General features: G+C 61.6%; 22 protein-coding genes, 1 rRNA gene and 1 pseudogene. 14 read left to right on the forward strand and 10 right to left on the reverse strand.

Annotated elements, in window-relative coordinates; genetic code table 11:
* Nucleotides 1–107, forward strand: a 5S ribosomal RNA gene (gene rrf, locus IBJ82_RS28095); the annotation flags it as partial.
* A 63-nt stretch (nt 108–170) separates the two neighbouring features.
* Here the strand turns inward: rrf and IBJ82_RS28100 are convergent.
* A complete protein-coding gene (locus tag IBJ82_RS28100; RefSeq protein ID WP_194829002.1) occupies nt 171–2,132 on the reverse strand; it encodes a UvrD-helicase domain-containing protein in 1,962 nt (653 codons plus the stop codon).
* 387 nt (nt 2,133–2,519) lie between these two features.
* Here IBJ82_RS28100 and IBJ82_RS28105 point away from each other — a divergent pair, with 387 nt between their 5' ends.
* Entirely contained in the window at nt 2,520–3,323 is an 804-nt protein-coding gene (locus IBJ82_RS28105) for a hypothetical protein (RefSeq protein ID WP_194829003.1), read from the forward strand.
* A 102-nt stretch (nt 3,324–3,425) separates the two neighbouring features.
* Nucleotides 3,426–4,799: a DoxX family protein gene (locus IBJ82_RS28110; protein ID WP_194829004.1), complete on the forward strand. Its 1,374-nt coding sequence runs from the start codon at nt 3,426–3,428 to the stop codon at nt 4,797–4,799.
* A gap of 25 nt (nt 4,800–4,824) precedes the next feature.
* Here IBJ82_RS28110 and IBJ82_RS28115 read toward each other — a convergent pair whose 3' ends face one another.
* From IBJ82_RS28115 to IBJ82_RS28125, 3 genes are read right to left on the reverse strand one after another with little or no spacing between them, the layout of a single operon-like run.
* Nucleotides 4,825–5,097 carry a MoaD/ThiS family protein gene (locus IBJ82_RS28115; protein WP_194829005.1) on the reverse strand — a complete coding sequence of 91 codons (273 nt, stop codon included), beginning with the start codon at nt 5,095–5,097 and terminating at the stop codon, nt 4,825–4,827.
* Between the two features lie 4 nt (nt 5,098–5,101).
* Complete coding sequence (locus IBJ82_RS28120; RefSeq protein ID WP_194829006.1) at nt 5,102–6,199, reverse strand: exo-alpha-sialidase; 1,098 nt, start codon at nt 6,197–6,199, stop codon at nt 5,102–5,104.
* A 43-nt stretch (nt 6,200–6,242) separates the two neighbouring features.
* Nucleotides 6,243–6,680, reverse strand: a complete 438-nt coding sequence (locus tag IBJ82_RS28125; RefSeq protein ID WP_194829007.1) for an amidase — start codon at nt 6,678–6,680, stop codon at nt 6,243–6,245.
* Between the two features lie 134 nt (nt 6,681–6,814).
* Between IBJ82_RS28125 and IBJ82_RS28130 the strand changes: the two genes are divergently transcribed.
* The 5 genes from IBJ82_RS28130 (at nt 6,815) to argS (ending at nt 11,096) form a co-directional block, all read left to right on the forward strand.
* Nucleotides 6,815–7,972, forward strand: a complete 1,158-nt coding sequence (locus IBJ82_RS28130; RefSeq protein WP_194829008.1) for an ImmA/IrrE family metallo-endopeptidase — start codon at nt 6,815–6,817, stop codon at nt 7,970–7,972.
* A complete protein-coding gene (locus IBJ82_RS28135; RefSeq protein WP_194829009.1) occupies nt 7,969–8,496 on the forward strand; it encodes a hypothetical protein in 528 nt (175 codons plus the stop codon). Before IBJ82_RS28130 ends, IBJ82_RS28135 begins: the two co-directional genes overlap by 4 nt.
* Before the next feature lie 74 nt (nt 8,497–8,570).
* On the forward strand, nt 8,571–8,720 hold the full coding sequence (locus tag IBJ82_RS28140; RefSeq protein ID WP_194829010.1) for a hypothetical protein: 150 nt from the start codon (nt 8,571–8,573) through the stop codon (nt 8,718–8,720).
* Between the two features lie 9 nt (nt 8,721–8,729).
* A complete protein-coding gene (locus IBJ82_RS28145; protein ID WP_194829011.1) occupies nt 8,730–9,029 on the forward strand; it encodes a hypothetical protein in 300 nt (99 codons plus the stop codon).
* Nucleotides 9,030–9,329: 300 nt separating this feature from the next.
* On the forward strand, nt 9,330–11,096 hold the full coding sequence (argS, locus tag IBJ82_RS28150) for an arginine--tRNA ligase (RefSeq protein ID WP_194829012.1): 1,767 nt from the start codon (nt 9,330–9,332) through the stop codon (nt 11,094–11,096).
* 37 nt (nt 11,097–11,133) lie between these two features.
* Here the strand turns inward: argS and IBJ82_RS28155 are convergent, their stop codons facing one another.
* Nucleotides 11,134–11,514, reverse strand: coding sequence for a hypothetical protein (locus IBJ82_RS28155; RefSeq protein WP_194829013.1), 381 nt, complete (start codon nt 11,512–11,514; stop codon nt 11,134–11,136).
* A 24-nt stretch (nt 11,515–11,538) separates the two neighbouring features.
* On the reverse strand, nt 11,539–12,069 hold the full coding sequence (locus IBJ82_RS28160) for a DUF3558 domain-containing protein (RefSeq protein ID WP_194829014.1): 531 nt from the start codon (nt 12,067–12,069) through the stop codon (nt 11,539–11,541).
* 197 nt (nt 12,070–12,266) lie between these two features.
* On the opposite strand from IBJ82_RS28160, the gene IBJ82_RS28165 reads away from it, so the two are divergent.
* The 3 genes from IBJ82_RS28165 to IBJ82_RS35505 are packed head-to-tail and all read left to right on the forward strand — an operon-like array spanning nt 12,267 to nt 17,794.
* Nucleotides 12,267–12,830, forward strand: coding sequence for a type VII secretion target (locus tag IBJ82_RS28165; protein WP_194829015.1), 564 nt, complete (start codon nt 12,267–12,269; stop codon nt 12,828–12,830).
* Nucleotides 12,830–17,368, forward strand: coding sequence for an HNH/endonuclease VII fold putative polymorphic toxin (locus IBJ82_RS28170; protein WP_194829016.1), 4,539 nt, complete (start codon nt 12,830–12,832; stop codon nt 17,366–17,368). The genes IBJ82_RS28165 and IBJ82_RS28170 overlap by 1 nt, the downstream gene beginning before the upstream one ends.
* A gap of 9 nt (nt 17,369–17,377) precedes the next feature.
* Complete coding sequence (locus IBJ82_RS35505) at nt 17,378–17,794, forward strand: Imm50 family immunity protein (protein ID WP_194829017.1); 417 nt, start codon at nt 17,378–17,380, stop codon at nt 17,792–17,794.
* Between the two features lie 319 nt (nt 17,795–18,113).
* On the opposite strand, the pseudogene IBJ82_RS35130 reads toward IBJ82_RS35505, so the two are convergent.
* Nucleotides 18,114–19,787 (reverse strand): annotated as a pseudogene (locus IBJ82_RS35130) (DUF1524 domain-containing protein); the annotation flags it as partial.
* Complete coding sequence (locus IBJ82_RS35135; protein ID WP_370585521.1) at nt 19,775–20,125, reverse strand: DUF262 domain-containing protein; 351 nt, start codon at nt 20,123–20,125, stop codon at nt 19,775–19,777. The gene IBJ82_RS35135 and the pseudogene IBJ82_RS35130, both read right to left, overlap by 13 nt.
* A 68-nt stretch (nt 20,126–20,193) precedes the next feature.
* On the opposite strand from IBJ82_RS35135, the gene IBJ82_RS28185 reads away from it, so the two are divergent.
* Nucleotides 20,194–20,739: a hypothetical protein gene (locus tag IBJ82_RS28185; protein WP_194829018.1), complete on the forward strand. Its 546-nt coding sequence runs from the start codon at nt 20,194–20,196 to the stop codon at nt 20,737–20,739.
* 291 nt (nt 20,740–21,030) lie between these two features.
* Here IBJ82_RS28185 and IBJ82_RS28190 read toward each other — a convergent pair whose 3' ends face one another.
* A complete protein-coding gene (locus IBJ82_RS28190) occupies nt 21,031–21,363 on the reverse strand; it encodes a hypothetical protein (RefSeq protein WP_194829019.1) in 333 nt (110 codons plus the stop codon).
* Nucleotides 21,360–21,620, reverse strand: a complete 261-nt coding sequence (locus tag IBJ82_RS28195; protein WP_194829020.1) for a hypothetical protein — start codon at nt 21,618–21,620, stop codon at nt 21,360–21,362. Before IBJ82_RS28195 ends, IBJ82_RS28190 begins: the two co-directional genes overlap by 4 nt.
* A gap of 78 nt (nt 21,621–21,698) precedes the next feature.
* On the opposite strand from IBJ82_RS28195, the gene IBJ82_RS28200 reads away from it, so the two are divergent.
* A complete protein-coding gene (locus tag IBJ82_RS28200; protein ID WP_228537818.1) occupies nt 21,699–22,583 on the forward strand; it encodes a helix-turn-helix domain-containing protein in 885 nt (294 codons plus the stop codon).
* The gene (locus IBJ82_RS28205; RefSeq protein ID WP_194829021.1) at nt 22,567–23,040 is read left to right on the forward strand and encodes an NUDIX domain-containing protein; all 474 of its coding nucleotides are present in this window, start codon (nt 22,567–22,569) and stop codon (nt 23,038–23,040) included. The genes IBJ82_RS28200 and IBJ82_RS28205 overlap by 17 nt, the downstream gene beginning before the upstream one ends.
* Nucleotides 23,041–23,074: the final 34 nt, after the last annotated feature.

The raw sequence follows: 23,074 nt of genomic DNA on the forward strand, positions 1-23,074 counted from the left end.
ATAGCGGTGGGGAAACGCCCGGTCCCATTCCGAACCCGGAAGCTAAGGCCACCTGCGCCGATGGTACTGCACTCGACAGGGTGTGGGAGAGTAGGACACTGCCGGAACATCATTGCGAAAGGCCCTCAACCATTGGTTGGGGGCCTTTTTGCGTTCCCAGTCCTGATAGTTCAGTCCGATAGGTAGGCGACCCAGAGATAGTCACGGGCGCGGCTGGTTGCGACGAGCAACTGCCTGGCGAGCATCTCGGCTCGGTCCCTGGCACCGCCGGACAGCGCGCCGAGGTCGGCCGGCGGTTCCGCGGTGATGTGGAAGACCGCGGTGAAATCCATACCCTTCGCACGGCGCACCGTACCGACCTTGACCTGCCCGACCTGCGAGCCGTCATCGTCCTCCAATGCGATGGCGTCGAAGCCTGCCCGGCGCAGCACCCGCAGGTACCGATAGACCTCGCTCGGCCAGTTCACGATCACGGCGATCTCAGAACCCGGCTGTAGGTGCGCATCGCGGAGCGCGAGGGGGAGCAGACGGTCGATATCGCGGCGGGAGACGTACACGTCATCCGCGCGACCGTCCGACAACGTGGGATCGCTGTCTCGGAGGATGACGCCGGCACCGCCATCGAGATCGTCGACGGCGTTGCCTGCGTCGATGCGCTGTGAATACCGCAGCACCGCTTCACGATTGCGGTAGTTCGTTCGAAGCACTCGACCACGGCCGCCGGCAAGCGGAATCCCCGCCTCGGACAGAGTGCAACCGCCGGCATAGACCTGCTGCTGTCCGTCACCGACCAGGAGCAGCTGGGCGTCGGAATCGCCGCCCGCTATCTGGTGCACCAGCTGCAACTGCGTGAGAGTGAAGTCCTGTACTTCATCGACGACCACCATGGCATATGCCTCGGTGCTGTCGAGCGGCCGTGCTCGGAGTTCGTCGACGGCCAGCGAGATGACGTCGTTGAAGTCGTGGACATGCCGCGCATCCAGGACTTCCTGGTAGGGCAGATACAGGTTCTCCCAGACGAATTGACGACGAGAGGACCGCAGGCTGATACCTTCACGACCCACCCGCTCCACGCGCTTATATGTCGTCAGGTCGGTGATCCTGCGGCCCTTGATCACCCTGTCGATCTCGTCTTTCCAGTAGCTGCGATCGGTACCCTCGACCCGGTCCAACACCCCACCGGCGCCCTGCCAAGCCTTGCTGAACGCGTGCTTGATCGCGTCGTTGTCGAGTTCGAATTCGACCTTGCGACGGCGCAGGAACGCGGTCGCCCATGCGTGTAGCCCCTTGAACTGGACACGATCGACAGCGTGTGGCGCCAACTGCGCGAAGCTTCGCTCGTGGTAGGCGGGCAGGCTCTTGACGAACGTCGTGAAGAGCAGCCGCCCTGGATTGCGCTTGGCGAAGTACGCCATGCGGTGCAGCGCGACGACCGACTTTCCGGTGCCGGCCGGACCGCTGAACCGGGCAGGGCCGGTAAAGGTGGTGTGAACCAGCGTGAGCTGCTCGGGGTCTAGGAACGTCACCCAATCGCTGAAAGGTTTGGCGAGTGCGGCCGTCCTCGCTTCAGCGTGCAAGTCCTCCTGGTCGAATAGTCCGCCGGCCTCGACGTTTTCGGCTGATGGCGCGTCGTCGGCGCAGAGGTATCTGTGCGTGCTGAGCTTTTCCGCAGCTGTCGCGGCCAGCTCACCGACCCGCTCCGCACGCATCCGCTTCTCACGATGCACCAGGGTGCCGACGAAGCTGGTCTCATCGACAACGAGGTAGCGGCCATCTGCCACGGGCCGTGAACCGAAGGGCATGAGCAGCACGATGTCGAGGGAGTGCGGCACGAATTGGGCGCCGCCGACCACCAACTTGGCGAAGGTTCGCTCGGCCTCGCTGCGGATCTTCATGACGTCGGCAGAGCTGGGCAGTGTCTCGGTGAAGACAAGGGCGAAAACGCCGGTGCGCCCCAGCGCGAACGCTGCGATCCGGTCGGGTGTGGGTGAACCGCGGTCCACGAGCACATGCCAGCCGGGATTGGTGAGTAGGGCTGCTAGGAAACGACGCTGGCCAGGTGTCAACTGTCGCTGCTCGGCGAGTGTGCGCTCCGCCCACCGTGCTACCCGCTCGCGATGAATATTCGGCATCGATCCCCCTCCGGATACCTCAGCTCCGTACAGCGGGTGGAGCTGTAATGCGTTGAATACCAACATAGTTGACATCAGAGGCGACGGCATGCGGATCGGTTGGACGGGCTCCGAGTAGCTCGACATCGGCACGTACGTCTCCGGCGAGCCTCGAGCTGACCGTGGTCATGTGGTTGGCGCATTTCCAGCAGGGTGCCGCATCGTGCAATGCTTTCCGGTTCGCTTCCGTACGAAGGGATTTCATCCGTGCAGCGTTATCTGGCGCCTATCGCCGTCTCAGTCGTCCTAGTCTGTGTAACCGGGTGTGGGAGCGCCGATTCGCCGGCCACCACCTCGGCCAGCGCCGCGCCGACATCGGGTCTCGGCACACCCTTCGCGTTCACCGATGTGTCCAATGGCGCGAACGTCGGCGCCATCACGTTCACCGAAGTGGCGCTCGCACCCGCAGAGTGCGTGACCGAGCTGCTGCCGGGCCACGTCGCTTTGGCGGTTCGCGCCCAGGTCGAGAGCATCGGCACCAGCCGGATGTCCCAACCCGACCAGTGGCTGCTCAGCACCGTGGATCGCGCCGGCATCACCCAGCGGACCGAGCACGCCATCCTCACCAACGACTGTTTCGAGTCGTACTCGTACAGCGCGTCTCCCCAGGCTGGAACCAAAGTCGAGGGCTGGTCCGTGGTGCAAGCGTTACCTGAAATGGTCGCGCTGCAGTTCGTTCCGCTGGTCCAGGACGTAAGCGCTCCGATGGACGCACCGCGTTTCGTCACCCCGGCACCGGCAAGGATCACGATCGCACTCGCGACCGCTCCGGCACCCGCCACCGTGACGACTCAGCCGCCGGCCGCCGCTCCACCGACTTCCACCGCCACCACCCCGCAGTTCGTGCCCGAAAGCACCACCACCGCGGTCGCTACTACCAAGACCGCACCCAAGAAGGCGACTCCCGCAGTCGGAGTCCCCTGCACTCCGCCCGGTGACAACTACGCGACCGCCGATGACGGCAGCACCCTGAAATGCACCAAGGCGGGCGGTCCGAGCGCGAAATGGGTGCAATCAGCGCCGCTGCTCGGCACGCGCACCCCTGGTACTTCCTGTGAAGTGGGCTCGGGAGTAGCGACGTCGCCCGACGGTGAGGAGATGTTCTGCCTCGGCCAAGGGCCGGATAGCAATGTGTGGACTGTTCTGAATTGACGCGTGACCCGAATGCTCGGGGCAACGATATTGCTGGATTTCCGAGTCACGCCCGCTGCCATAGCGTTTCACCCGCACGGCTTTCGACCGTAGGAGTGATGGATGGTGACAGGGGTGTTGGCTCAGCGGGAGCCCATCGTCGACTTCGAACTGGAAGTCGTGGAGCGGTGGCATCCGGCTGTCCGGGTGCTCTTCCGGTTCGGGTTCGTTGTTCTCGGTATCGGGATGGCCGGGGTATGGCTGCTGCATGCGTTGCTACGCACTTTGGGTGTGCCGCAGGAGACGGTGAGCGAGGTCGCCAAATGGACGGCGTTGAATCCGCTCACCGACTGGGTCGGCACCCAAATCTTCGATGTGAGTATCGATTACACGGTCACCGGCAGTGGTGACACTGCTGCGAAATGGGTGGCTGCTTTCACCCTGATCCTGGTCGCTGTACCGGTCACCGCTGCCTGGTCGGTCCTCGACCGGCGCCGCCCGAACTACGTGCGACTGTACGAGTGGTTCCGACTGCTGCTGCGTATTTCCCTGGTCAGCGCTCTCTTGCTGTACGGGATGATCAAAGTGCTTCCGTCCCAGATGTCGTTCAACCTCGAGCGGCTGGTCGAACCGTTCGGCCATATGAGCCCGATGGCGGTGCTGTGGGCGCAGTCGTCGCTGTCGGAGCCGTATGAGATGGCATTGGGTACGGCGGAAGTCGCCGCGGCGCTGCTGCTGATCCTGCCGGTGACCGCGGGGCTCGGGTCTGTGCTGGCCGTGATCGTGGCGCTTCAGGTGCTCCTGATGAATCTCACCTTCGATGTGCCGGTGAAGTTGTTCGCCCTTCAATTGTTTCTGTATGCAATGGTATTGGCCGCACCCGACATCGTTCGCATCGTTCGCGCCCTGTTCGGCCGGGCAGTAGGAGCGCGACCGCAGGCACCTTTGCTTTCCACACCGCGCGGCGGCCGAATCCTTCTGGCCGCCCAGGTACTGATGGGGGTGTGGCTGCTCGGCGCGACAACCGTCGAGGCATACGACGGCTGGCACACCTACGGCAACGCACGGCCCAAGTCACCGCTATACGGCATCTGGAACGTCACCGTGTACTCGGTTGGCGGCGAGGAAGTGCCCGCCTTGGTCGACTTCCGCGAATCGCGGCCCAACGGCGGAATACCGAGCGCCACCGAACGATTTCGCCGCATCATCTTCGACATCCCCCAGGGCATAACCATGCAGCGGCTCGACGATTCACTTGTCTCGTTCCCTGCCCGGATCGACACCGACCAACACACCATCACGCTGTCGAAAGATACGACACACCAATGGAAGCTCGCGACATTCAGTTACGTTCAGCCACAATCGGATCGGCTGATCTTGGAGGGCTCGCTCGGCGGCCGACCGGTGCGAATGCAACTGGACCAGGTCGATCTCGCGCAGTACCCGGCTGTCTCACGAGGGTTCCATTGGGTGCAGGCCACGCCCTATTTCCGATAAGCATTGTGCTCCAACAGAATACGGATCATCCACCGGCGACCGAAGGAATGATCATCACCTCGGTGCCCGCACCGACAACGGTGTCCTGACCGTCGAGCAGCCGGCATTCGTCACCATCGACATAGAAGTTCACGTACCGACGCAACGCCCCGCGTTCGTCACGGAGTCGGCGTTCCAACCCGGGCGATCGTTCGCGCAGCGCATCGAGAACCTGCTTCAGGGTCGCGCCGTCGACGTACAATTCCTTGGCGCCGTCGACGTAGGTGCGGAGCATCGAGGGCAGACAGACACGAGCCATCGCGCTAACCGATGACCGCGGCGCGCACGCACAGCACGTCCGGCAACTTGTCGGCCACGAGCTGCCAATGGTCGCCTTCGTCTGCGCTGCAATACACTTCGCCGTTGCGAGTGCCGAAATAGATGCCGGTCGGGTCTGCGTCGTCGGCACACATGGCATCGCGCATGACCGCCGCCCAGAACGGGACCTTCGGGAGCCCATCGTTCTGCTTCGACCATGTCTCGCCGCCGTCCTCGCTGCGATACACCGCGCAGGCGGCATCGGGCGGGAAGCGGAAGCGCTCCATGTCCGCGACCAGAGGGAAGGTGTAGATCACCCCCGGCTTACGCGGATGCGCGACGATCGGAAAGCCGAAGTTGGACGGCGGTAACCCACCGTCGATCGACTGCCAGCTCACCCCTGCATCGGTACTTCTGAACACACCACCGTGATTCTGCAGATACATGGTGCTCGGCGATTCGGCGTCCAGGGCGACTTTGTGCACGCACTGCCCCCATTCCGGTAATTCGCCGGGCATGAAATCCGCAATCACACCCTTGTTCGTCGGCGTCCACGATTCGCCGCCGTCGGAAGTCTGATAGACACCGCCGGTGGACATCGCCACTGCTATCCGTTGCGTATCGACCGGATGCGGCAGCACGGTGTGCAAAGCCAGCCCGCCACCGCCCGGCTCCCACTGCGGCCGATGAGGATGGTCCCACAAGCCCCTGACCAGCTCGAACGTCCGGCCACGATCAGTCGAGCGGAACAGTGCCGACGGTTCGACGCCCGCGTACACGACATCCGGCTCGGCATCGGTGGCAGGCGCAATCTGCCAAACGCCGCCCAACGCAGCCCCGGTGTCCTCGGGAAACGCCAGCGGCGCATCATCCGGCTCGCTCCACGTCTCGCCGAGATCGTCACTGACCACCAACGTGGGCCCGAAATGACTGTTCAACACCCCGGCGAGCACCCGCGGCGTCTCCTGCCGAGTATCAATCGCCAACGCTTTGACATCAGCCACCGGGAACTGCGGCGGCGACACGGTCCAGCTCGCCCGCCCGTCCCGACTGCGAGCCAGAAACAAGCCCTTGCGTGTTCCGATTCCGAGCAGCACGTCCATCGCGAACCTCCGATTGGTCACCGCAACGCCGACACGCGCGACACTACGCCGCACCACCGACAGCGCCAGTGGGTTCCCGCGGGCCGAGCACTGTGGCGATGAAGCGCATCAATTGATCTTTATCGACGCCACTCGACTCCGCCCGGTTGATCGCGTTCAGCAGGAGGTGCGCGATGCGGTCCGGCTCGTTGTCCCACTCGTCTTTTTCGTAACCGAAGTCGACTGTTAGTCCATGGTTTTCGCGAATTTCCGCAGCGAGCGCGGCAATTGCGTCCAGTTTTGTTGCGCCCGGACGTAGACAGTGCAGACCAGGTCCTTCGGGGTACCACCGGCATCCCTCCGGCGGCGCCTCGTCGGCAACCGCACAGAGCCGCGGCTCGTCATTGTTCCAGTCGAAGAACAGTGTGAAGGCGTGCATTCGCGTGCCGCTCGCATCGACGAGGGCGAGGTCACCCGCGATCTCGTACCAGCGATCGGACATCCGTTTCGCGACTCTCGACATCGCCAGGCTGACCGATCCCCGTTGCAGTCTCGGACATGGTTGCCATCGTCGCATGACGATCCTGGTCCTGCAAGCGTTGGGAATTTCCCAATTTCGCAGGTAGGATCGTCACCATGGACGAGGAGCTGAGGGCGGTCGGGGAGCGGATCCGATCTCTCATGCCGGGGGATCTGAGTCAGCGCAGCCTTGCTGAGCGGGCCGGAATGAAGCCCGACGCGCTGTCGCGGGCTTTGAACGGGCAGCGAGGCTTCTCGTCACAGGAGCTCGCGCGTATCGCCGATGAGATCGGAGCTGATCTGCACTGGCTCGTCACCGGTGCGGTTGATCCGAGGCGGGTCAGAATCGCGGCTCGGCACGCATGGGATAGCGACCGCGGTGTGCGGGTCAACCCCGGACGGGCGCATGACGAGGAGCTCCTCGGCCAAGTGGTTCACGCGTACAACGCAGCCTTTCCTGACGGGCCCCCGCCGAGCAGGCCGCTGCCCGATGATCCCGCCGACATGCGGGCCACGTTGGGCGGGAGCTTTGTGCGGCAGTTCGGTTCGGTAGTGGAGTCGAGACTGGGCGTCGATGTGATTCGCCTGCCGATGCTCTCCACGGATTACTCGCTGACCATCGGTTCGCGCGCGATCATCATGCTCGCCACCACTCCCAATTGGTTTCGGAGCAACTGGTCGTTGGCACACGAGCTCGCACATCTGGCGCTCGGGCATCACAATGGCGACCAGCTTCCCGGTGAAGCAGAAGAGCTTCCCGCCGACGAGTTCGCGGCGCACCTCTTGCTTCCGGAGGAGCTTGTTAGGCAGCATGATTGGCAGACGATGGGGGAACAAGGGCTCGCGCGATTCCTGTGGGAGACGGGTGTGTCGACCATCGCGGCAAAGAATCGTTTGGCCAAGCTGAAGATTCGATACTCCACAGAGGTGGCTGTCGCGTTGAAGCGGTCAACGCCCGTGGCCGTTCGAGCTGGCGCTGGTGATGAGCAGAGCACTTTCGAGCGCCGAAGAGCGATTATTCTCAGACAGCAGGAATCCTCAACTCGCGCAATGCCGCCGATCCTCGCCGAGGCACTACAACGCCGGGTCGAAGACGGTGATGTCTCGCCCGAGCACCTCGCATGGGTGCTGGATGTGTCCGTCGACGAGATCGACTTCCCAGAACCAGACGACAGTGCGGTGCTGACGCAGGCGTACGAGCAAGCTTTCGAGCACCGGCCGTCCCAAGCCGATCTGGAGGGCTGGCTCGCGGCGAATGGCAAGCCTGCCCGGTGAATCCAACCGAGATCTGCTGGGCCACGATCACAGACCGCCGAGAGGCGATACAACTCAAGGAATTCACCTGTACGACCTCGCGGCCGCGGAGCCCAGCAGGTCGAAAGCTGTCGCACCCGAAGCCCTGGGAACGCGCGGCGCAGAGCATCATTCGGCAGAGTCCGCAGTGCTTGAAAGCGGGCAACCTTCTCGTTGTTGGTCGACAGGGTGGTGGCGACCAGATCGTCGCAGTAGCGCATCTGACGTTCGATGAGACGCTGCCATCGGTGTTCGCTGCCCATATTGCCGCGATCGGAGTTTGCCTATCGGTACGTGGGCAGGGTGGCAAAGTCGCTGACCGGTGCCTTGCTGAGGCGTGCGTCGTGATCGCAGCGAGGGCGCGCGAAGGCGGTAACGGCACAGTGTTGGTGACGGCGAACATCCACATCCAGAACGGTCCGAGCCAACTGTTGTTCGAGCGTGCCGAGTTCGAGCCGTTCTCCATACCTCGTGGCGACTACCAACAGTGGATCCGTCAGCTCTAACTGCTGTGGTGCATCAGGATTCGAGCCGTGGCCGGATGAGGGTCTCGATCATTGCGCTCCTTCGGTGCTGCGGGATGACGAAGCCGCAGGATCGACCCGATATTGGCATGTTGTTCGGCACCGATGACGAAGTACTGTTCCCGTCGAACAGCAAATTCGCCGTGCACAACAAATATTTCGACTCCGCGACGGGCCGGATCGTGATCCAGATGGTCGAGAGGTAATTGGTAGTCATGACGACCCCCCACGACGAAGAGTACGAGCGGGCAGTGCGGCAACTTGAAGCGTTCGAGGAGATGCGCGCACAGGTGCGCCTGCGTGCGTTGGATCCCACAGCCCCACGCGACGTCACCTACATCAAAGATGACGGCAGGTCCGGCACGCCCCAGGAGAATTGGACGGTCTCACACGACGGACGTGAATGGCGCGACGAGAACGGTGCGCTGGTCTACCGCCGCGATAATGAAGGCTTCTGGCTCGCCCCCGATGGGCGCCGAGTGTTCGATCCCATCGGTAATCCGATCAACCCCTGACAACATCGTGCGCGCTGACACCGCGGTAAATGCAGGTCAGACGGTCTGCGCACCCGAGCCCTGATTGTGGAGTCCCGCAACGGCTCTCGACACCATATCGTTCCTCAATCGTGCTTGGACGGGGAGCTTTCAGCCAGGACGGTGGTCGATCTTGCTTGCCCGAGGTAGGTCGTCGCACAGCCTCATGCCGAGCGGCGGGGTCCACGGTCTATGAGGCACAGAGGGTCTCTCGATCAGCAGCCGATATCCGCTTGATGTGCTTGCGACAATGAGTTCACCATCCACGGGAAGGAACCCAAGGTGAGCTCTGCCGGTGTTGTGCCGCTGCTCGGACGTGTCGCTGCCGCTGTGTCGGAGGCGATCGTCCGAGTCCGTCCGGAAGCGGCGGATGCGGACCCGGTAGTGCGACGTTCCGATCGTGCCGATTTCCAATCCAATGTCGCGCTGCCGTTGGCGAAGCGGGTCTGTGTCCCGCCGGCACAGCTCGGCGCTGAGCTCGTCACCCAGATCGATCTCGCCGATGGTGTGATCGATGATGTGCAAGTGTCGGGCCCAGGGTTCTTGAACATCACCCTGGCCGATACGGCGGTGTGGCAATCCGTCGCAGCGCGCTTGGCCGATGACTGGCTCGGCGTCCCCACCGCCGAAGCCGGGCAACGGGTCGTCATCGACTATTCGGCGCCGAACGTGGCGAAGGAAATGCACGTCGGACATCTGCGGACCACCATCATCGGTGACAGTCTGGCCCGTGTCTTCGGGTTTCTCGGCGCCGATGTCGTACGTGCTAACCACCTGGGTGACTGGGGTACACAGTTCGGCATGCTCATCCAATACATCGACGAGCACACTGAATCGCCCTGGCACGCAGAGGAACTCGATGACGACACCAGCTCGGTGTCGGCGCTGGACAGCCTGTACAAGGCGGCCAGGAAACAATTCGACTCGGATTCAGGCTTTGCCGACCGGGCCAGGACTCGTGTGGTTGCGCTGCAAGCCGGTGACCCTGACACCGTGGCCCGTTGGCGGGAGATCGTCGCGGAGTCCGAGAAGGCGTTTGGCGCGATCTACGACCGGCTCGGTGTGCTGCTCACTCCGGACGACTACTTCGGTGAGTCGTTCTACAACGACAAGCTCGCCGATACCGTCACCGAACTGCTGGACAAGGGCGTCGCGGTCGAGAGTGATGGTGCGGTCGTCGTGCTGTCCGAACAGGTCAAAGGACCCGATGATCAGCCGGCGGTCCTGATGGTCCGCAAGAGCGACGGTGGCTACGGCTACGACAGCACCGACCTGGCCACGATCCGGTACCGCATCACCTCACTGCACGCGGACCGGCTGCTGTACGTCACCGACTCGCGGCAGGCGCTGCATTTCCAATTGGTATTCGAAGCGGCACGGCGGGCAGGGTGGCTCACCGAGGCGATCGAGGTTGCTCACGTCGCTTACGGCACCATCCTCGGGTCGGACGGCAAACCATTCAAAACCCGTGCGGGCGGGACGGTTCGGTTGATGGACCTGCTCGACGAAGCTGTCGGGCGTGCGCGTGCGGTGGTCGCCGAGAAGAACTCGGACCTGTCGTCGGCCGAGCTCGATGCGATCGCCGAGCAGGCGGGAATCGGTGCGGTGAAGTACGCGGATCTGTCGACATCCAGGGTCAAGGACTACACCTTCGACCCGGGCCGCATGACCATGCTCAACGGCAACACCGGTGTCTATCTGCAGTATGCCCACGCCAGGGTCTGCTCGATCCTGCGCAAAGCCGATGCCGCAACCTCTGCGGTCGTGGATATCGGCGGGCCGATGGAACCAGCCGAGCGGGAACTCGCTTTGTGTCTCGATGGCTACAGCACTGTCCTCGCCGAGGTGGCCGACACGTTGGAGCCACACCGGCTGGCGGGCTATCTCTACGAACTGGCCCACGCCTACACCAGCTTCTACGACTCGTGTCCGGTCCTCGCTGCTGAGGAACCGATACATTCTAACCGAATCGCGTTGTGCCAGTTGACTGCCCGCACCCTGGAAATCGGATTGGGGCAGCTGGGAATCGCGGCGCCGCAGCGGATGTGATCTGCCCGTCGGGTGGACTGTCAGCGGCCGGCGTGGATCAGTAGCCGTTGCCCAACGCGTTCGTTGCTTGCGCTTGGGCTATCTGCTGTTCCTCGTACTTCTTCACCGAGATCTCGATGGTGTCGCGGATCAACGTGAGCACCTCGATGTGCTCTTTGAAGGCGGTGTCGAAATCACGCTCTCCGCCAATCGCTTTCATACCGAGCATCTTCGCCAACTCGTCGGCGGCGTTGAACCGACCGAGCCCGGTTACGCTCGATACACTCTTGAGATCACCTTTCAACTCCAAGAAGAGGTCGATCTGCTTGTTGCTTGCATCGCGGCAGCTCTTTGCGACCGATGGATCTAAATAAAGTCGGCCCGCCTTGGCCTCCTCGTTCAGATACTGCCAGCGAGATTTTTCATCGTTTGCAGCCACGAAACCCCCTACGGCCCTAGAGATTCACTTTGGAAAGAGTGGAACGATCGACTCTGCGATCGGCTTCAGTCGCTCGCAAGGCGGTACAAATTTTGCGGATACACCAGCATTCAGCATGTCGAGTTGCGCGAAACCGGTGGTTGTTTGGAAGGCCACTGAACAGTCTTCATTGGCTTCATAGTGACTCTGCCGGAACTGGACGCCCTTGCGACCAGCGATCACAATGTCTGTGAACTCGATATTGCCCTCTTTGGTACGAAGTTCGTCCAGCGTGTGCACAGTTGAGTACGCACCGACGCTGTACCCAGATGGGAACCCGATGTCCTCCCAGCGGCATACCTTCCATCCTGGTTCATCAGCACCGAGGATGCCGGACCGCTCCGAAGTCACGTCAAGTCCCAGGCTGGTCAAAGTCGAGTCCGGGATCTGGGAACACGGATCCCACAACGCCGCGGTAGCGGCCGACAGGTCCGTAGTTGCGCTCGGCTGTGCGTTCCCACTCTCTGTGGTCGAACACCCCGCCACCGCCAGTACCCCAAACACCACCGTGGTCACCACTGCAGACCGTCGCCGCACGAGCATCCTCCGTCTTCCCCGATCACCGAGCCACACCGTCCGGCCGAGCTGGCACCAGCCACGGCCGCCCCGAGTGCTTCGCGCACCTGGCCACCCCGGTCGTTGGCACAGCCTACGACACCGCCTCACCACGGACCCGGCCATGTTCCACCATGTGAGCCCGTTGCGCCACGAAGATGGCACTGCTCTACACCCTTAGACGCGAGGAAGAGCCTTCTGGTTCCATCGATTTCACCGCACGTACCAACCCACGCGTATCCGCTACGCTCGGCGATTGGCACTGCGTGCCGCAGGTCTTTCCTGCCGGTTCTTCCGGTGGTTTCGACCTGGTCGATCAGTTCGACACCGCAGGTCGCGGGCAGGGTGTGCCCGCCGGCCCGGGGTGGCATCACACGAGGGGCGGGGCACCGAAGATGACCAGTGCAGGCGGGGAACTCAGCGTCTCTCCGGACAAGATCAAGTCCCATGCCACCAACGTCACCTCGGCCGGTTCGGGGTTGACCGAGGCCCTCGAAGCAGCCCAGGCGGTCTCGGCGCCTTCGGACGCTTTCGGGAAGTTGTGTGCGTTCCTCGGTCCGTTGTTCGTCGATTCGGTCGAGACCGATGGCATCGACGCGATCCAGGCTGCGATCGACGCGTTCGGTGATACAAGCTCGAACCTGACCGCCGTGGCTGATGCGTTCACTACCCGCGATACCACCAACGCTGCCGCGCTCAAGTCTCAAGAGTCCGGTCTGTAATGGCCGCCAACCCGTTGATCGCGGCGAAAGAAGACACCACCGACTGGTCCACCGGTATCAGTTTGGTCAGCTCGGTCACCGACCTGTCCGACGCGATCTCGGGTGGTTCCTGGATCGAAGTAGGCCTCGGTGTTGTCGGTCTCGGCGCTGAAGCAGTCTCCCTCGTTGTGGACCCCCTCGGAACACTGGCCGGCTACGGCGTGGGCTGGCTGATCGAGCACTGCCAACCTCTCCAAAATGCCCTGGACTGGATCGCAGGCGACCCTGCCCAGATCGAGGCTTATGCCAAAACCTGGGACAACGTCGCTGCCCGGATCAGCGAGGTAGCGACCGCCCAAAACGCGGCGGTTGCTGCCGATGTTGCGGACTGGACCGGTCAGACCGCGACCGCGTACAAGTCGGCGGCGTCGAACACCACGAACCTGCTTACTGCGGCTAATACTGCCGCGACTGCGGCAGCTTCGGCGATCCGGATGGCGGGCGGGATCGTAGCCGCGGTCCGTGAAACCGTGCGTGACTTGGTAGCCCAGACCGTCGGCCGTCTCGCGGTCTGGGCGGCGGAGTTGGTGTTCTCGGTTGGTTTGGCGACCCCGCTGGTCGCGGTCCAGGCCACTGCGTATATCGCGAAGACCGTGGCGACGATTTCGAAGTTGTTCTCGAAGCTCGCTAAGACGATGGCGAAGTTGAAGCCGTTGCTCAAGCAGTTGAAGTCGGCGTTCGGTGATATCGCGAAGGCGTTCAAGAAGACTCCGTCGAAGACGTCGAAGAACGCTGACACCACCACCACGACGAGCCCTGCGGCGGCAAAGAATACCGATACCTCGACAACACCATCGACGACCAAACAGCCTGACACGCACACGAATCCGGCGAGCACACCCGACGCCCCCACGAAAAGCGCGAGTCCAGGAGATACCACACCAGCCAGCACACCTGACCTCAACGCGAAAAAGCCGGAGTCGCCGACCACGACCAACGACGGCGCACCTGAGAAGGCCCGCATCGGTGACCCCTCGACTACCCAGGACGCAAAAGGCACCTGCGGCGGGCGCGAACCGGTGGACTTCGCCACCGGCGAGTATTTCGTGCCGGTTGTCGATGTCACCCTGGCAGGGGTGCTGCCAGTCGTTCTGTGGCGTCGCCATCGCTCCAATTACCGATTCGGCCGATGGTTCGGCCCGTCCTGGTCCTCAGCGCTGGACTTGCGGATTGTCGTCGACCACGCTGGTGTCACCTTCGTCGCCGAAGACGGCATGCTGCTGTCGTACCCGCATGACGTTCCCGATCTGGCAGTGCTTCCGCTACACGGTGATTCACCGTGGCCACTGACCCGTACCAGCACCGACACGTTCCGAGTCCACGACCCCGACCGCGAAATCACCTGGCACTTCGCGGCCCCTGATGCTGAATCCGCTGCCCTCGGTGACTTTCCGATCACTGCGATCACCGACCGTCATGACAACTGGATTCGCTTCCACTACGACCTCGACCGTGCACCAACCAGGATCACCAGCTCGGGCGACTACCAGATCAGTTTCAGCACCAGCTCGGGGCGAGTGACGGCGATATCTGTGGACGATGCCCGCTTCGGCACCGGCGAATCGACCGTAATCCGTAAATTCGCTTACCAGTCAGGTGATCTCGTTGGAGTCACCAATGGCGTCGGTGCGACAACGCATTACACGTACGACAACTCCCACCGGATGTTGTCGTGGCGGGACTCGAACAATACCTGGTTTACCAACACATACGACAACCAAGGTCGCGTTATCGCGCAGGACGGGATCGATGGCATTTGGTCCTCTCGATTCACCTACGAAACCTTGCCGCACGGCGAAGGCTCTATTACGACCGTGACTGATTCGCTGGGCGTGGCTTCCACCTACCAATTCGATGAGCAAATGCGGCTCCACATCGAAACAGACGGTCTCGGTCATGTAACCCGCACCGATTATCTCGCAAGTCGAAAACCCGTTCGCCGCGTGGGGCCGGATCTAGCGACGACGACATACGTTTACGACATCAACGACGACCTCACGATGGTCCGTCGTCCAGACGGTCGAACCATTACCTTTGAGTACCACAGCCGTCACCGTCCCAGCGTAATCACGGCCGCCGACGGTGGAGTCACTCGCTACACCTACGACGAGGCAGGCAACGCTACGTCAGTCACTGATGCTGACGGAATTACCCGGCAGTATACTTACCACCCCAACGGTGGTATCCATACATTTTCCGATTCCCCGGATGCGACAACAGCTGTCGATGTCGACGCCGCAGGCCTTCCCATCCGCGCCATCGACCCTGTTGGCGGGATACTCGCAGTGGCGCGTGACCATTTCGGCCGTCCGGCCACGACGACGAACCAGCTCGGTCAGTCCATCCACCATGATTGGTCCGACGAGGGTAAGCCCGTGCGCCGCATCGGCGCCGATGATCTTGTCGAAACATGGAATTGGGACGGCGAGGGCAACCTTGTCGCACGCACCGATCGCTCTGGCAGGATCGATACCTACGTCTATGGCCCGTTTGGCCTTTGTGCGTCCTTTACTTCAGCTGGCACCGACACCACTCGGTACTCCTGGGATACAGAGCGGCGACTCACGTCCGTATCGAACCCGAACGGACAAACCTGGCACTACGTCTATGGCCCCACCGGGCAGGTCTATTCCGAAACAGATTACAACGATGCGACAACGGCATACGCCTATAATCCGTCGGGCGCTGTTGCCGTGGTCACGACTCCTATGGGGATTCGCCGGTATCACTCCTACGACCAACTCGGGCAGCTTGTTGGTACTCGTGCCGAATCCGGGGAATGGGTTTCATATACCTATGACCTCGTGGGAAGGATAACTACTGCCGCAAACGGGCTGAACTCTGAATCAGCCCGTAGTGTCACTCATTCCCTCCTATCTAAACATTCGCAGGCCGGAAGACTCCTGAGTCAGCAGGTCGATAGTCAAATGCCGACGGAATACCGATATGACAACTATGGACGCCGTGTCTCGCACACCTCGCCGACCGGTGTTTCCACGGAGTTCGAGTACGGACATTCGAACAAGATCGTGGCACTTAGAACATGTGGACACCGAGTCGATTTCACCCATGACGCCGTTGGTCGCCAGAACAGCTGGCGTTCTGAGGGAATAGGTCAGCACTCCACCTTCGGGCTGGCAGGTTTAACTGTCAGCCGTGAGCTCGTTCAGCTAGATCCTCGGACGAGTATCCCATCAGAATTAATTCACCGCGACGAATATTCGTGGCGACCGGACGGTTACCTTTCGGCTCATTCTGTGATTGACCGGGCTGGCGCCGAACGTCGAGACTTCACGCTAGATCCGCTCGGTCGCGTAGCGCGTATCACTGCTGCTGGTGTAATCGCCGAAGAGTACCGCTACGATTCACTCTCGAACTTGATCTTCGAGTCCGGCGCGATGGCTGGTCGAAGCGGCCTGGGCTCTGATGAGACTGACGCACCTCAATTCGAGTACAGTCGCAATCTGCTTGCGCGCGCGGGCCGAACCCGCTACCACTACGATGCGGCTGGCAGGCTGGTGCGGAAGGAGAAGTCCCGCATCTCTCGCAAAGCTGCTGTGTGGCACTACGAATACAATGCTTTCGATCAGCTGATCAACGTCCGAACTCCAGACGGCCAGCAGTGGCAGTATACGTATGATCCTTTCGGGCGTCGTCGTTCGAAAAAATTGGTCGACGGTCGTAGTCGAAGCGAATTCAATTGGGATGGCACCCATCTTGCTGAACAAGCTTCGGTAAACGCGGATGGTATCCGCACAACAACCGCGTGGTCGTACCATCCTGGCACGTACATCCCGCTTACTCAATCGGTCGACAGTCATGAAATAGATCGCGAGTTCCACGCGATCGTCAGCGGCCTGGACGGTAGCCCAACCCACCTCGTTGATCCTGACACGGGGGAGGTCGTGGCCCATTCGGCTAGCACGCTGTGGGGTGCTACGACCTGGGTGGGAATCGATACGCCGCATCGTTTCCAGGGGCAACAATTCGATTCCGAGAGCGGGCTTCACTATAATCACCACCGCTATTACGACCCCGATACGGGACGATACCTAACTCAGGATCCACTCGGTCTCGACCCGGCTCCCAACCCGAACACCTATCCGCATAACCCGATGTCATGGATAGATCCACTGGGCCTGGCTTGTGGGGACTCCAATAGCGAAGAATTACCCACTCGGCACGCAGCGCTCCGACAGGCAATGCGAGACGCCGGCATTCCGACCAGTCAGCAGCCCAGCGCTGTAGAGCGTGTAAGAATGGAGGATATGTGGGGGCATGCAGTCCTCGATGAAAACTATCAGGAAATCATGACCGAGGAGTATCATTTTACTGCCGGCAATGGAAACCGGATAGTTATTCAAGATCACAGTGCGGGGCACCGGTATGGGGAAGACGGCGTAGGCGACCAGGGCCCCCACTTCAACGTCCGGCCTATTGAAAATACTCGAACTGGTAAAGTGCCGGGAACCCTTGGGCACTATCCCTTCCAAACATAGGATGCACTGATGAGCTGGGTTGATGCGCTGCACGAGCCGCGTAGTATTCGAGGAGTGTTCGGGGCGCTCACTCCATCGCTGGATGGCGTTGTGCTCCACGAGATTCGCTTGCACCGCGACGGCCCAAGTGTTTATCTGCGGTTCGATTTATGCGAGTTTCCGACTGATCCGCCTAGGAAGTGGGGAGCTGTCGGCTACAACACGGTTCAAGTCGAACTGTGTCTGTACGCGGTTGAAAGTGTTGAGATATCCGAGCTGAGTACTGCATCCGTGATCGAGCTTAATATATCGACTATCGACCGTAATGGAAAGGTAGCCGTGCGCGCTTGGACATCGGGAAAGTCCACGACACGCTTAAACGTTGTCGCGGGGAGTGTGAGTGTCGCGAAGGTATCGGCTTACAAAAACGATCCGCCCCCCGCCTGATAGAAGCACCTCGCTGTGACCCGTTGGGGCTCGGCACTTTGGAGATGGCTAGCGAGAAGGCAGGACGTCTAATGGGCAAAACGCAAGGGGCCCGGGCCAGCACTGACCGACCGCGCACCATCCCCTTGCCCGTGGTCAGTCCGATCCCGCCCGGCGTAGCGATCTCCACCTCTGTGCAGTCGCCGCGATTATTCGGTAGTGCCAGCTTCGGAAAGTGCAGTGGTCTTGTTGTCGCCCGTCGGCTTCTCACCGCGGAATGCAGCGCGTACGTCAATGAGTCGCCGTCCGTCCGGGAGCTCCAGAAGGTCCAGCCGTTGGTCACGCTGCCCTTGACATGACGACCCGCTCCGGAGGGTGACCCGAAGGATTGGCCCTCTACTTCCAACGTGCCGTTATCGCGAATGAGCGCTTCACTCGTTCGCCAGTTACCCTGTCGCGGCGTCAGTATCGTTCCTGGTGTAAGGAGTCCGGCCGCAACGAGGTCCTTCACCTCGACCCAGTCTTGGTTCTTGTCTCGGGGGTCGACCACCTGCCCGGTATGCCCTTGGGGCACCGGCCACACAGCGAGTAGCACGTCGATGATGCGTTCGGTCCGAGCCTCGATGGCTTCCTCCGCCCACTGCTCGTCGCCGATACTGCTGAGAAGTCGACTGTTGAGTAGCAGGGTGTCGTGTTCTCGAATTGCGTCCCGCTTCAGATCCCAAGCGCCGTTGGACACCTTGGAGTTGAGCGAACCGGTGAGCAAGGTCAGGTTGCCGAGCCGGTGCACATGCGCTCCGCGTTCGATCTCGGCCTCGGGTCCGTCGACAGGCCAGTTATCCTTCCACTTCTGCGGCAGGATGTGCTCGATCGGGTAGCCGCGTCGCGGCACCTGTGGCTGGTTGGTCACCCGCCTGAACCGGTTCTCGATCGCTTCCAGGAAGACCCGCAGACGTGCGACCTTGAAGCGGCGGTAGGCGGCTTCGGCAGCCAGCGACGCACGAATCTCGTTGTCTCCGGGCCAATATGTGCTGGAGACGTTCAGTCTGGACAGGTGCTTGGCAACTTGGTCGACAAGTTCGGCATCGGGTGCATCGTTGTGGATGCGGATGATGTCGGCGACGACGCGGCCCAAATCGGATGTCGTCAGGCGGAGGAACATGCGGCGGACAACCCAACTTTCCACTGTCGCAACGACACCGTCGATGGTGTCGCCGGTCAGCGCACGTTCCGGGTCGTGCAGCCAAACCAGAATCGGTTTGAGCAGTTCGACCTCGAAGGCCTTCATGCGGTACACCGACATCTCGACGGTGGTGAGCTGTCGGTCCTTGTCGTCGGCGGCTAGCGTCCAAGCCTCGTAGAGATCGGCCTGCCGTTTGATCGTCGGCAGCAGTACGCCCATTTTCTGTCCACTGTCATGTTCGACGTAGGCCTTGAAGCGCGTAAATGTCTGCTGCGGTCCGATCTCCTCGCCGATCCGGGAAATGAGCCATTGGTTGAGGAACAGTGACCCGCGGCTAACCCGGTAGCGCCCAACGCTGACCTCAGCTTCCCAGAACTTCGTGTCGAAAGGCCAGTCTTCGGCATAGGCGCGGCGCGTGTCCGAACCCTCGGCAGCGAGCCGCTGGAAGACGAAGTTCTTGATGAGATCGGCAGCGGTCAGCGGGGTTCCGCGAGCGTTGAGAGTTTCGAAGATCTCCTGCAAGTTCTCCACTGCAGTGAGGTTGATGGCCACCAATTGGAGCCCGCTGGTCAGCACGCCGACCAGTGCATTGGCCCGACTCGAGTAGTCGTCTCCGTCGTATACGCCTAGCCAGGCGGCGACGGCATCAGCAAAATAGGCATGGGCGCGAGTAATCCGGGCACTCGCGTGCGCGAGCTCGGCGTGACTGACCGGCGGATCTGAGTCCATGACCTCATCGAAGGCGGCGTGGTCGCGGTTGGTGTGACGAATCTTCAGCCGCGACTCTCCCGCTGGTACGAAGGTGGCCTGATTATGGGTCAGGCTCTCCAGTTGGCCCGCGAGCGTGTCGCGGTGGCGGACTCCAGCACCGAGCCGGTCGCATCCATAAGCAACTGCAGCGTCGTCAGTCGCTGCTGGCCGTCGATGATGTTGCTCACCTGCAGGCTGCCGAGCTGTCCATCCTGAGCTTGGACAACTACCGCACCGAGGAAATGCGTTGCCGTGGAATACGGATCGCGCAGCCGCAGCTCAGTCAGACGCCGGATGTCATTCCACAGTGGCTCCCATTGCTCGACCTGATCCCAGACGTAGGGCCGCTGGAACAGTGGGACCACCAGAGTCTGTGGGAGGCTGAAGATCTGCATCGGCGTCCGTACGTTCGTCTCCACGGTCCCATCCTGCACCGCGGTACCGTGACCCCGCAGCGGAAGGTGGACTGATCGCCTAGGCTGCGCGAGTGGAGAACGATGTGTCGAGGTATTCGCACGAACCGATTTCCGAAAGTCACCTGCACCGCCTGGCCTCGATCGCCAGGGACGAATTCGCAGTGTTCTTCGAACGGAACCCTCATCTTGCTGCCTACCGGGATGCCTACCTGATGACTGCGCTGACTCAGGGTGGCGCGCTGCACTACGCCTCCGGCGGCAAGCATCGCATCAAGGACCTCGACCTGCACTCATTCTTCGTGCGGCTCGATCCAGCCAAGACTCAGCTACGCCGGCAGCGCCGCGTAATCGACTTCGGGCCATCGGAGTTCGGTCGCCATCCTGATGATGTAGAACTGGGGTTTCGCGGGCGGCATGTCGATGGAATTTTTCGACTGGTCGACGGGGTCGAACTCGGCGTCGAGCCGATTCAAGCAGTGCAGCACTATTTGACCCGTAGCACCACTCCGACTGCGTTCCATCTCCACCAAAAGGCCATAGTTGCCGTGGATCCACCAGAGTTGTTCGGAAAGATCGTGTGGCACAACGAGAATGCTCTCCTGGACGGCCGACCATAGCAATCTTGTGCGGTAGATAGATATTGCGGCTTCAACGCCGGACGGATCAGCGGCTCTGCGTTGTTCCACACGAGTTCACCATGTCCGCAACCGAGCGCGGGATGGCCATCTACCGGATGCCATTCGTTCGATTGCGTCGACAAGCGCTGGCAGACCTGCGGCCGCATCGTCCAGTCGGCTAGGTCTGCTTGAACTGCAGCACGATCTCCTTGCCTATCACTCCGACGATGGTTACAAATTGGCGAGCGCTTCGACGTCCGCAGGTGAGGAGGTCTCCCGATTCCTCACGGATCATGGAGCCACAGTAGGACTCTGACGGGTGAAATACGCTCTCGCGTAGATGTTCTCGTCATCAACTGTGACTACGTCGCAGGTTCTGATTAGGGCGATCGGCAAGTCGATGCCGAGGTGCCCCATACGAGGCGTGAAGACCGCTTCGGCGTCGGTCCGGTGGGCGATGGTAATCAGCTGGGTGATCGGATCGGAAGTTCGTGGGGTGAACACAATCGTTTTCGCGAGGTCGTAGCCATATCGCCTTGCCAGGGAACGGATTCGGATCTCGTCCCAGTCCTGTGCTGTGCCGGAGATGTCGGATCGCAGGTATCCGATCGCGATGGGTTTCATCCGGCGAGTGCCGATCGCGGCACGTCGAGCATGGCTCGGCCGGTTGGGGTGTTGGTGTAGGCGTGGCCGCAGGACGACAGTTCCCAGGCTTGGCGGTGGGTGACCTGGCGGAGTAGGCCGTTGAGGTGGAGCGTGCGTAGTGCTTGTCTGGTTCGGCGAATGGAAAGTGCTGTGTTGGTGGCTATCTGGCGGTCGGTGAGTTGCCCGCCAGGCTGCAGGAGGCGGAGGACGAGTGCTTGGTCGAGCAAAGTGGTCATCAACGGCCCCCGTCGGCCAGATTTGTTGTCGGATACGTGAGAGATGTTCTTCCGTAGATCACGTCGCCCCCTTGGCTGTTGGTCGTCACGGTTGATCTGACGGTATTGCTCCGAGTCGGGCACCTGAACTACGTCTGGGACACTTCAGCGGACATTTCAAAGGTGCTGGTATGTCCAGGAAATGGGCCGTATGGTTCGAGCATGGCCACCCGCTTGGAATCGGCGATGCTTCGTGCGCGACTGGATTCGGTTGCGCTAGCGGATGCTGTCGGCGTCGACGTGAAGACCGTCAACCGGTGGTTGTCCGGTCGTGTGCCTCATCGGCGCACACGGGCGTTGGTCGCGCAGGTTCTTCACGAGACCGAAGATCTGCTGTGGCCGCAGACTCGTCCTGATCTCGCAGCCGGTGGGGTGGCGACTGCTGAGGTGCAGGGTGCCTATGCTCATCGGGCCGACATTCCGAACGACCTGTGGACCTCGCTGCTCCTCGGGGCCGACGAGCAGATCGACATCGTCGGCTACGCCTACCCATTCGTCTTGGAACTGCTGCCGGATGCGGCGGACATTCTCGCCGCCAAGTGCCGCAACGGAACTCGCATCCGACTGGCATTCGCGGATCCGGACTGCCAGCACGTGGCCGAGCGTGATGCGCTGGAACAGATGAACGGAACCCTTGCCGGCCGAATCCGGAATGCGCTGAACATGTTGGGCCCGCTGACCGACACGCCAGGTTGCGACATCGGTCTGCACACCAGTCATCTCTACAACTCGGTGTTCCGGTTCGACGACAAGATGGTCGTTACGCCGTACCTCTTCCGGGCCCGCGGATATCAGCACCCGGCACTCCATCTGCGGAAGCTGTCCCAGCACGGGATCTTCTCGTCGTTTGCCGAGCAATTCGAACAGATCTGGGGCTCGGCGACCCCCTACTCACAAGGACTTGCGCATGAGCTCACGGCGTGACTACTACCGGGACCCGAGTGCTCCGAGGGCCAACAGCCTGGTTCCCGGCGGATCGGTTCTGGTCACGGACGGCGCGGGCCGAATCTTGATGCAGCGCAGGGGCGATTCCGGGAATTGGTCGCTGCCGGGGGGTGCCATGGAGATCGGCGAGACCCTCGAAGAGTGTGCGGTTCGGGAGACGAAGGAGGAAACGGGACTCGACATCGAGATCACGGGACTATTAGGTATCTACACCGACCCAGAGCACGTCATCGAGTACGGGGACGGAGAGGTTCGGCAGGAGTTCGCCGTCACGTATCTCGGTCGGGTCGTGGGCGGCGAGATCGCCGTCAGCAGCGAATCGACTGAAGTCCGATTCGTTGGGGCGGACGAGCTGGTGGGACTGCCAGTGCACCCCACCGTTCGGCTGCGGATCGGGCATTTCGAGGAAGGCAGGCCGGCGCCGTACCTCGGTTGACAGCACACATGAGGTGGGAGAACTGGCGAAAGTT

The organism is Nocardia sp. XZ_19_231, assembly GCF_015355705.1.
In the GTDB taxonomy this organism is placed as follows: Bacteria; Actinomycetota; Actinomycetes; order Mycobacteriales; family Mycobacteriaceae; genus Nocardia; species Nocardia salmonicida.